This is a genomic window from Streptomyces sp. NPDC021115, from assembly GCF_044333065.1.
Lineage (GTDB): Bacteria > Actinomycetota > Actinomycetes > Streptomycetales > Streptomycetaceae > Streptomyces.
On sequence record NZ_JBIRQF010000006.1, the window covers coordinates 20,370 to 31,598 of the forward strand.

The 11,229-nt window shown below is 73.6% G+C and carries 1 protein-coding gene; it reads left to right on the top strand.

What is annotated here, in order from left to right:
* Positions 1-45: 45 nt before the first annotated feature.
* Complete coding sequence (locus ACH4TL_RS20495; RefSeq protein WP_398329208.1) at positions 46-11,223, top strand: type I polyketide synthase; 11,178 nt, start codon at positions 46-48, stop codon at positions 11,221-11,223.
* Positions 11,224-11,229: the final 6 nt, after the last annotated feature.

Consider the following 11,229-nt stretch of genomic DNA (forward strand, 5'->3'; position numbering starts at 1 on the left):
TGACCGCCCACCGCTCTTCAACTGACCTCAGGGGGTGACGTTTCCGTGGCTAGCGTGAACGAAGAGAAGCTTCTCGACAATCTGAAGTGGATGACCACTGAGCTGCGCCGGACCCGTCGCCGCCTGACCGAGGTGGAGGCGGACGCGCAGGAACCGATCGCGATCACCGCGATGAGCTGCCGTTTCCCCGGCGGCGTCGGGTCCCCCGAGGATCTGTGGCAACTGGTCGCGGAGGGCGGTGACGCCATTTCCGGATTCCCCGACGACCGCGGCTGGGACATCGAGGGACTGGCCGATCCGGACCCCGACCGCAAGGGAACCTTCTACAACAGCGGCGGCGGATTCCTCGACGGCGCCACCACGTTCGACCCCGGCTTCTTCGGGATCTCGCCGCGTGAGGCCCTGGCGATGGACCCGCAGCAGCGGCTGCTGCTGGAGACCTCCTGGGAGGTGTTCGAGCGCGCGGGCATCGACCCGACGTCGGTCAAGGGCAGCCGCACCGGCGTCTACGTGGGCGCCTCGCCCATGGGGTACGGCGTCGACACCCTGCACGCGCCCGAGGAGCTGGAGGGCCTGCTGCTCACCGGCGGCGCCACCAGCGTGCTGTCCGGCCGTATCGCCTACACCTTCGGCCTGGAGGGCCCGGCCGCCACGATCGACACGGCGTGCTCGTCGTCGCTGGTCGCCCTGCACTGGGCGGCGCAGGCGCTGCGCCAGCGCGACTGCTCGCTCGCCCTGGTCGGCGGCGTCGCGGTGATGCCCACCCCCGATGTGTTCGTGGAGTTCAGCCGCCAGCGCGGGCTCGCCCCCGACGGCCGGTGCAAGTCCTTCGCGGCGGCCGCGGACGGCACCGGCTGGTCCGAGGGCGTCGGTGTGCTGCTGGTGGAGCGGCTTTCGGATGCCCGGCGCAACGGCCACCCGGTGCTGGCGGTGGTGCGCGGCTCGGCCGTCAACCAGGACGGTGCGAGCAACGGTCTGACCGCGCCGAACGGTCCCTCCCAGCGGCGCGTCATCCGCCAGGCGCTGGAGAGCGCCCGGCTGTCCGCCGCCGAAATCGACGTCGTCGAGGCGCACGGTACGGGGACGACGCTCGGCGACCCGATCGAGGCGCAGGCGCTGCTCGCCACGTACGGCCAGGAGCGCCCCGAGGGCCGCCCGCTGTGGCTGGGTTCGCTCAAGTCCAACCTGGGCCACGCCCAAGCGGCGGCGGGTGTCGCGGGCATCATCAAGATGGTCATGGCGATCCGCCACGGCGTCCTGCCCATGACCCTCCACGTCGACGAGCCGTCCCCGACCGTCGACTGGTCGGCGGGCGAGGTGTCCCTGCTGACCGAGGCCCGGCCGTGGGACGAGACCGGCAGGCCGCGCCGGGCCGGTGTCTCGGCCTTCGGTGTGAGCGGCACCAACGCCCACACCATCCTGGAGCAGGCCCCGGAGCCGGAGGAGCCGCAGACCGCCGACGAGGACGGCACGAAGGCCGCGGTCACCGCCGCCGTACTGCCGTGGACCCTGTCCGCCAGGACCGGGGCGGCGCTGCACGACAACGCCCGGCGCCTCATCGCCCACCTCGACCGTGAACCCGCCCTCGGCACCGCCGATGTGGCCTACTCGCTGGCCACCGGCAGGGCGGCGCTGGAGCGCCGCGCGGTGGTCGTCGGCGAGGACCGTGCCGGGCTGGTCGCGGGCCTGGAGGCGCTGGTGCGCGGGGAGTCAGCGCCGGGGCTGGTCGAGGGCACCGTCGCCGGTGGCGAGGTGGCGTTCCTGTTCACGGGGCAGGGCAGCCAGCGGCTGGGGATGGGCCGTGAGCTGTACGCCGCTTACCCGGTGTTCGCCCAGGCGCTGGACGCGGTGTGCGCGGAGCTGGACCGGTACTTGGAACGGCCGCTTCGAGAGGTGCTGTTCGGGGCCGACGCCGAGCGGCTGGACCGGACCGGTTTCACCCAGCCCGCGCTGTTCGCCATCGAGGTGGCGCTGTTCCGGCTGGTCGAGGCGTGGGGCATGCGGCCCGACTACCTCTCCGGGCACTCCATCGGTGAGCTGGCCGCCGCGCATGTGGCGGGTGTGCTGTCCCTTGGGGACGCCGCGAAGCTGGTGGCCGCCCGTGGCCGTCTGATGCAGGGGCTTCCGGCCGGTGGCGCGATGATCGCGGTGCAGGCGTCGGAGGACGAGGTGGCGCCGCTGCTGAACGAGCGGGTGAGCATCGCCGCCGTGAATGGCCCGGCGTCGATCGTCATCGCCGGTGACGAGGATGCTGCGTTGGAGATCGCGGCGGGCTTCGAGGCGCAGGGTCGTAAGACCAAGCGGCTCACCGTCAGCCACGCGTTCCACTCGCCGCGCATGGACGGGATGCTGGAGAAGTTCCGTCAGGTGGCGCAGGGGCTGACCTACGAGGCTCCGAAGATCCCGATCGTGTCGAATCTGACCGGTGCCGTGGTGTCCGCCGAGGAGATCACCAGCCCGGACTTCTGGGTGCGGCACGTCCGTGAGGCCGTGCGTTTCCTCGATGGTGTGCGCACTCTGGAGGCCAGGGGTGTCACCACGTTCGTGGAGCTGGGCCCGGACGGTGTGCTCACCGCGATGGCGCAGGAGTGCGTGACCGGTGAGGACGCGGCGTTCATCACCGCGTTGCGCAAGGACCGTCCCGAGGCCGAGGCGCTGACCACCGCCGTGGCGCGGGCGCATGTCCGTGGCGTCGCGGTGGACTGGGCCGGGTTCTTCGCCGGTAGGCGTGCGACGCGGGTCGAGCTGCCGACGTATGCCTTCCAGCACGAGCGGTTCTGGCTGCAGTCGGGCGGGACCTCCGCGGGTGATGTGGCGCTCGTGGGGCTGGAGTCGGCCGGGCATCCGCTCCTGGGCGCGGCAGTGCCCCTGGCGGAGTCCGATGGGCTGGTGTTCACCGGTCGGCTGGGCGTGGACACCCATCCGTGGCTGGCCGACCACATGGTGCAGGATGCGGTGGTGCTGCCGGGCACGGCGTTCGTGGAGCTCGCCGTCCGCGCCGGTGACCAGGTCGGCTGCGATCTGCTCGACGAGCTGACGCTGCACGCCCCGCTGGTGCTGCCCGCGCGCGGTGGCGTTCGCCTCCAGGTCGCGATCGGCGCCGCGGACGATTCCGGACACCGGCCGCTCGCCGTCCTGTCCCGTACGGAGGACGCCTCGGCCGAGGAGCCGTGGACGCGCCACGCCGACGGTGTGCTCGCCTCGGGCGCGGCCCGCCCGGGGTTCGAGCTGACCGCGTGGCCGCCGCCGGGCGCCGAGGCGGCCCCCACCGAGGAGCTGTACGCGACCCTCGCCGAGGCCGGTCTGCGGTACGGCCCGGTGTTCCAGGGACTCGCGGCCGCCTGGCGACGCGGGGACGAACTCTTCGCCGAGGCCCGGCTTGACGACTCCGCCGCGTCCGACGCGCAGCACTACGGACTGCATCCGGCGCTGTTCGACTCCGCGCTGCACGCGCTCGGCCTGCTCGGCCCGGACGACGGTGAGCAGGGGGGACTGCCGTTCGCCTGGAACGGGGTGTCGGTGTACGCCAGTGGCGCCTCGGCGCTCCGGGTGCGGCTGGTGCTGCGCGGAGCGGAGGGCGTCCGGCTGGAGATCGCGGACTCGACCGGTGCGCCGGTCGCCGCGGTGGACTCGCTGGTCCTGCGCCCCGTTCCGGCAGAGCGGCCGCTGACCTGGCAGGCGGCGTACCACGAGTCGCTGTTCCGGCTGGACTGGCCCACGGTGCCGGTGTCCGCCGAGACGTCCGGGGCCGGTGTGCCGTGGGCGGTGCTCGGCGCCGGTGCGCCGCCGGTGCTCACGGCCGGTGTCGCCGTCCACGCCGACCTGGCCGCGCTGAACGCGGCGGTGGAAGCCGGGGAGTCGGAGGCGCCCGAGTATCTGCTCGCGTACTTCGGCCCGGGCGACACCACCGAGGACGACGTGGCCGGTGCCGCCCACACCGCCGCGCGGGACGCGCTGGCTCTGGTGCAGGCGTGGCTGGCCGAGGACCGCCCTGCCACGTCCCGTCTCGTCCTGGTCACCCGGGGCGCGGTGACCGCAGGGGGCGACGCCGGGGTGGACGACCCGGCCCGGTCCGCGGTGTGGGGTCTGGTGCGCTCGGCGCAGTCGGAACACCCGGACCGCCTCGTCCTGGTGGACGTGGACGGCACCGATGCCTCGTACGGGGCGCTGGGCGCCGCGCTGGCGTCGGGTGAGCCGCAGTTCGCGCTGCGCCGTGGCACGGTCCACGCGCCGCAGCTGGCGCGGGTGGCCTCGGGCGGCGCGATGGTGCCTCCGGCCGGGGAGCGCGCGTGGCGGCTGGACAGCGAGGAAAAGGGCACGCTGGAGAACCTGACGCTGCTGCCGTGCCCCGAGGCGGCGGCGCCGTTGCGGGCCGGGCAGGTGCGGATCGAGGTCCGGGCCGCCGGTCTGAACTTCCGGGACGTGCTGAACGCGCTGGGCATGTACCCAGGCGAGGCCCCGGTGATGGGCATTGAGGGCGCCGGTGTCGTCGTGGAGACCGGCCCCGATGTCACCGATCTGGCACCCGGCGACCGCGTCCTGGGCATGCTGCCGGGGGCGTTCGGGCCGCTGGTGGTGGCGGACCGGCGCATGGTGGCGCCGATGCCGCCGGGCTGGACGTTCGCCGAGGCGGCCGCGGTGCCGATCGTCTTCATGACCGCCTACTACGCGCTGCGCGATCTGTCCGCCGTGGAGGGCGGGGAGTCGCTGCTGGTGCACGCCGCCGCCGGCGGTGTGGGCATGGCGGCCGTGCAACTGGCCCGGCACTGGGGCGTGGAGGTCTTCGCCACCGCCGGGCGCGGCAAGTGGGACACGCTGCGTTCGCTCGGGCTGGCCGACGACCACATCGCGTCCTCCCGCGACCTGGCCTTCGAGGAGAAGTTCCGCGAGGTCAGCGGCGGTCGCGGCGTCGATGTGGTGCTGGACTCGCTGGCGCGGGAGTTCGTGGACGCCTCGCTGCGGCTGCTGCCGCGCGGCGGCCGGTTCGTCGAGATGGGCAAGACCGACATCCGGGAGCCGGAGGAGGTGGCCGCCCAGTACCCCGGCGTCTCCTACCAGGCGTTCGACCTGTTCGACGCGGGTCTCGACCGCATCCAGGAGATGCTGTGCGAGCTGCTGGACCTGTTCCGCCAGGGCGTACTGCGGCCACTGCCGATCAGCGCCTGGGACGTGCGGCAGGCCCCGGACGCGTTCCGCTACATGAGCCAGGCGCGGCACGTCGGCAAGGTCGTGCTGACCGTGCCCGCCGCATGGAATCCGGACGGTACGGTGCTGATCACCGGCGGCACCGGTGCCCTCGGCGGCCTGGTCGCCCGGCACGCGGTGACCGAGCGCGGGGTGCGGCACCTGCTGCTCACCAGCCGCCGTGGTGAGCAGGCCACGGGTGCGGCCGAACTCGTCGCCGAGCTGCGCGAGTTGGGCGCCGAGGTGACGGTCGCCGCGTGTGACGCGGCCGATCGCGAAGCGCTCGCCGAGGTGCTGGCCGCCGTCCCCGCCGAGCATCCGCTGACGGCCGTGGTGCACACGGCCGGTGTGCTGGACGACGGTGTCATCGGTTCGCTGACGCCCGAGCGCGTCGACCACGTCATGCGCCCGAAGGTGGATGCCGCGTGGAACCTCCATGAGCTGACGCGGGACGCGGACCTGGCGGCGTTCGTGCTGTTCTCCGCCGTTTCCGGCGTGTTCGGCGGCCCCGGCCAGGGCAACTACGCCGCCGCCAACACGTTCCTGGACGCGCTGGCGTCGCGCCGCCGCGCCGAGGGCGCCCCGGCCCTCTCGCTCGCGTGGGGCCTGTGGGCGGGCTCCGGCATGGGCAGCGGCCTGAGCGAGATCGACATCAGCCGGATGCGGCGCGCGGGCCTGCCGCCGCTGTCCCCGGCGGAGGGCCTGGCCCTCCTGGACGCGGCGCTCGGCTCGGCCGAGGTGGCAGCGGTCCCCATGCGGGTCGACGCCGCCGCGCTGCGCACCCAGGCCACGGCGGGCACGCTCGCGCCGTTGCTGCGCGGTCTGGTCCGCGTTCCGGTACGGCGCGTGGTGGACAACACCGCGCGTGACGGCGCTTCCGGCCTGGCCGGGCGGCTGGCCGGGCTGAGCGCGGCCGAGCAGGACCGGCTGCTGCTGGACCTGGTCCGTAGTCAGGTCGCGGCGGTACTCGGATACGCGGACCCGCAGGCACTCGAAGAGGGCCGGGCGTTCAAGGACCTGGGCTTCGACTCCCTCACCGCCGTCGAACTGTCCAACCGCCTCCGCGAGGTGACCGGGCTGCGGCTTCAGCCGACGCTGGTCTTCGACTACCCGAACGCGGCCGTCCTCGCGGACCATCTGCGCGGCGAACTCGTCGGCGAGGTGGCCGACGCGATCGTCCCCCACCGGATGACCACCTCGGCCGACCGCGACGACGACCCGATCGCGATCGTCGCGATGAGCTGCCGTTACCCCGGCGGCGTACGGTCGCCGGAGGAGCTGTGGCAGCTCCTGGTCTCCGGCGAGGACGCCATCACCGGCTTCCCCGCCGACCGGGGCTGGGACCGGACCGGCCACGCCGCGGACGCCGAGGGCGACACCTACGCCCGTGAGGGCGGCTTCCTGCTCGACGCGCCCGACTTCGACGCGGCGTTCTTCGGGATCTCGCCGCGTGAGGCCCTTGCCATGGACCCGCAGCAGCGGCTGCTGATGGAGACCTCGTGGGAGGCGTTCGAGCGGGCCGGGATCGACCCGCAGTCGCTGCGCGGCAGCAGGACCGGCGTCTACATCGGTTCCAGCGAACAGGACTATCTGAGCCTGCTGCTGGACGAGCCACAGGACCTCGTAGGACACCTCAGCACCGGCAACGCCTCCAGCGTGGCGTCCGGCCGGCTGTCCTACGCCTTCGGTCTCGAAGGGCCCGCGCTCACCGTCGACACCGCGTGCTCGTCGTCGCTGGTGGCCCTGCACCTGGCCGCCCAGGCGCTGCGCAACGGCGAGTGCTCGCTCGCCCTGGCGGGCGGCGTCACGGTGATGTCGTCCCCGGGCATCTTCACGGAGTTCAGCCGCCAGGGCGGCCTGTCCGCCGACGGCCGGATCAAGGCGTTCTCCGGTGACGCGGACGGGACCAACTGGGCGGAAGGCGTGGGCCTCTTCCTGGTGGAGCGGGTCTCCGAGGCCCGCAAGAACGGCCACCCGGTCCTCGCCGTCCTGCGCTCCACCGCCGTCAACCAGGATGGTGCGAGCAACGGTCTGACCGCGCCGAACGGCCCGTCCCAGCAGCGCGTCATCCGGCAGGCCCTCGTCAACGCCGATCTCACGGCCGCGGACGTCGACGTCGTCGAGGCCCACGGCACGGGGACGTCGCTGGGGGACCCGATCGAAGCGCAGGCGCTGCTCGCCACGTACGGGCAGGACCGGCCGGAAGGCCGACCGCTGTGGCTGGGTTCGATGAAGTCCAACATCGGGCACACCCAGGCCGCGGCGGGTGCCGCGGGAGTCATGAAGATGGTGATGGCGATGCGGCACGGTGTGCTGCCGCAGACGCTGCACGTCACCGAGCCGACCCCGCACGTGGACTGGTCGGCGGGTGACATCGAGCTGCTGACCGAGTCCCAGGCCTGGCCGGAGACCGGCCGTCCGCGCCGCGCGGGCGTGTCGTCGTTCGGCTTCAGCGGCACCAACGCCCACACGATCATCGAGCAGGTCCCGGACGCCGACGCTGCCTCCGCGGCCGTTCCCGACCGGAGCCTGCCCGTGCTCGCCTGGCCGGTTTCCGGCCGTACGGAGAACGCGCTGCGGGCCCAGGCCGAGCGGCTGCGCGCCTTCGCGAACAGCCCGGACGACCGGGCGGCCCGCCCACTCGACCTCGCGTACTCCCTGGCCACGTCCCGTTCCGCCCTGGAGCACCGGGCCGTGCTGCTCGGCCGGGACGGCGAACTCCCCGACCACCTGCTCGCGGCGCTGGCCGAGGGGCATGGCGCGGCGGGGCTGGTCGAGGGCTCGGTGGCCGGTGGCGAGGTGGCGTTCCTGTTCACGGGGCAGGGCAGCCAGCGGCTCGGGATGGGGCGTGAGCTGTACGGCGCCTATCCGGTGTTCGCGGAGGCGCTGGACGAGGTGTGCGACGCACTGGACCGGTACCTGGAGCGGCCGCTGAAGACGGTGCTGTTCGGGGACGACGCCGAGGTGCTCGATCAGACGGCGTTCACTCAGCCCGCGCTGTTCGCGGTCGAGGTGGCGCTGTTCCGGCTGGTCGAGGCGTGGGGTCTGCGTGCGGACTTCCTGTCCGGGCACTCCATCGGTGAGATCGCCGCCGCGCATGTGGCCGGTGTGCTCTCGCTCGCGGATGCGGCGAAGCTGGTGGCGGCGCGTGGCCGTCTGATGCAGGAGCTTCCGGCCGGTGGCGCGATGGTCGCGGTGCAGGCGTCGGAGGATGAGGTGGCGACGCTGCTCACCGAGCGCGTCAGCATCGCCGCTGTGAATGGCCCGACTTCGGTGGTCATCGCGGGTGACGAGGACGCGGCTGCCGCGGTCGCGGCGGGCTTTGAGGTGCAGGGTCGTAAGACCAAGCGGCTCACCGTCAGCCACGCCTTCCACTCGCCGCGGATGGACGGGATGTTGGAGGCGTTCCGCGAGGTCGCGCGGGGGCTGTCGTACGAGGCCCCGAAGATCCCGATCGTGTCGAACCTGACCGGTGCCGTGGTCTCCGCTGAGGAGATCACCAGCCCGGACTTCTGGGTGCGCCACGTCCGCGAGGCGGTTCGCTTCCTCGACGGTGTGCGGACGCTGGAAGCGCAGGGTGTCACCACGTACGTGGAGCTGGGCCCGGACGGTGTGCTCACCGCCATGGCGCAGGACTGCCTCACCGAGGGTGACGCGGCCTTCGCCGCCACCTGCCGCAAGGACCGTCCCGAGGCCGAGACCGTCACCGCCGCGCTCGCGCAGGCGTATGTGCGGGGTGCCGAGGTGGACTGGGCCGCGTACTTCGCGGGGACCGGCGCGCACCGCGTCGACCTGCCGACGTACGCCTTCCAGCGCCGCCGGTACTGGCCGGAGGCCGGGGCCCCGGCCGAGACCACCGTGGACGCGGTGGACGCCCGGTTCTGGCACGCCGTGGAGCGCGAGGACTGGCAGTCGCTGGCCACCGAACTGCGCGTCGAGGGCGACCAGCCGCTCAGCGCGGTGCTGCCCGCCCTGTCGTCGTGGCGCCGCACGCAGCGCGAACTGTCCGCCGCCGACGGCCACTTCTACAACGTGGTGTGGAAGCCGCGTCCGCAGAGCCCGGCCAAGGCCCCCGCGGGCACCTGGCTGACCGTCGTCCCCGCGAGCTACGCCGACGACCCCCGGGTCGCCGCGGTGGCCGACGACCTGGTGCGGCGCGGGGTACGTGTCGTACGCGTCGAACTGGACGCCGCGGACACCGACCCCGCGACCGTGGCCGCCCACCTCACCTCGGCGTCGGCCGAGGGCCGGGTGGCCGGAGTGCTGTCCCTGCTGGCGCTGGACGAGCGGCCGCACCCGGAGCATCCGGCGGTGCCGGTCGGCCTGGCGCTGACCGCCGCGCTGGCCGAGGCGCTGGCGCGGCAGGGCGACGACGCCACCGCGCGCCTGTGGTGCGCCACCCGGGGCGCGGTCGCGACCGGGGGCGCCGACCTGCTGGACAGCGCCACCCAGGCCCAGATCTGGGGCTACGGCCGAGTCGTCGCCCTGGAGCAGCCCGAGCGGTGGGGCGGTCTGGTCGATCTGCCGGAGACGCTCGACGAACGCGGATTGGACCGGCTCGCGGCCGTGCTCGCCGGGTCCGACGACGAGGACCAGGTGGCGATCCGCGCCGCCGGGGTCTTCGTACGCCGCCTCGTCCCGGCACCGCGGGACGCGGCCGCCTCCGCCGAACCCTGGACACCGCGCGGCACCGTGCTGGTGACCGGGGGCACGGGTGCGCTGGGGCGGCATGTCGCCCGCTGGCTCGCCCGGAACGGCGCGGAGCGGCTGGTGCTGCTCAGCCGCCGTGGCCCCGACGCGCCGGGCGCGGCCGAGATCGTGGCCGAACTGTCCGGCACCGAAACCGCCGTGTCCGTCGAGGCATGCGATGTGGCAGACCGCGAAGCGCTCACCGCGCTCGTGGAGAAGCTGGTGGCCAACGGCACCCCGGTACGTGCCGTGGTGCACGCGGCCGGGATCTCCCAGGAGCCCGGCACGGGCACCGAACTCCCGGAGTTCGCCCGGATCGTGGCGGCCAAGACGACCGGAGCGGTCCACCTCGACGCGCTCTTCGGTGAGGACGCCGAGCCGCTGGACGCGTTCGTGTTGTTCTCCTCGATCGCCGGGGTGTGGGGCAGCGGCGGCCAGGGCGCGTACGCGGCGGGCAACGCCTTCCTCGACGCGCTGGCCGAGCGGCGCCGCGCCCGTGGCCTGCCCGCCACCGCCGTGGCCTGGGGCCCGTGGGCGGAGGGCGGCATGGCCGCCGAGGGCGACGCCGGTGAGCAGCTGCGCCGCCGCGGGCTGCCGCCGATGGCGCCCGACCTGAACATGGTCGCCTTCCAGCGGGTGCTCTCCCGCCGGGAGACCGCCGTGACCGTGGCCGATGTCGACTGGCAGCGGTTCGCCCCGGCCTTCACCGCCGCCCGCCCCCGCCCGCTGATCGACGACCTCGCCCAGGTCGTCAAGGCCCTGCGGGGCGACGACGGTGAGGGCGAGGCGGCGGCCGACGGCGCGTCGGCGCTGCGCGAGCGGCTGACCGGGATGGCCGCGGCCGACCGTAAGGACGCGCTGCTGGAGGTGGTCCGTACCCATGTGGCCACCGCGCTCGGCCATGGCTCCGCCGACGAGATCGAGGGGGGACGTGCCTTCAAGGACCTGGGCTTCGACTCCCTCACCGCGGTCGAACTGCGCACCCGGCTGGGCTCGGCCACCGGCCTCCGGCTGCCCGCGAGCCTGGTGTACGACTACCCGACACCGGCCGTGCTCGCCGAGCATCTGCTGACCGAACTGGTCCCGGACAGCTCGCGCCACGCGTCGGCGGCCGATCTGGACACCGATCCGCGGGACGCCGAGCTGCGCCGCATCCTGAACACCCTCCCGATGAGCCGGATCAGGGAGGCCGGGCTGCTGGACACGCTGCTCCGGCTGGCCGAACCGCAAGCGGCCACCTCCGAGACCAGCGGCGTCGAGGACGACACCGAGTCCATCGACACGATGGACGTCCAGCACCTCATCGACATGGCGCTCGATATCGACGGCCTTGACGGCAACGATTCCTGACGCGGA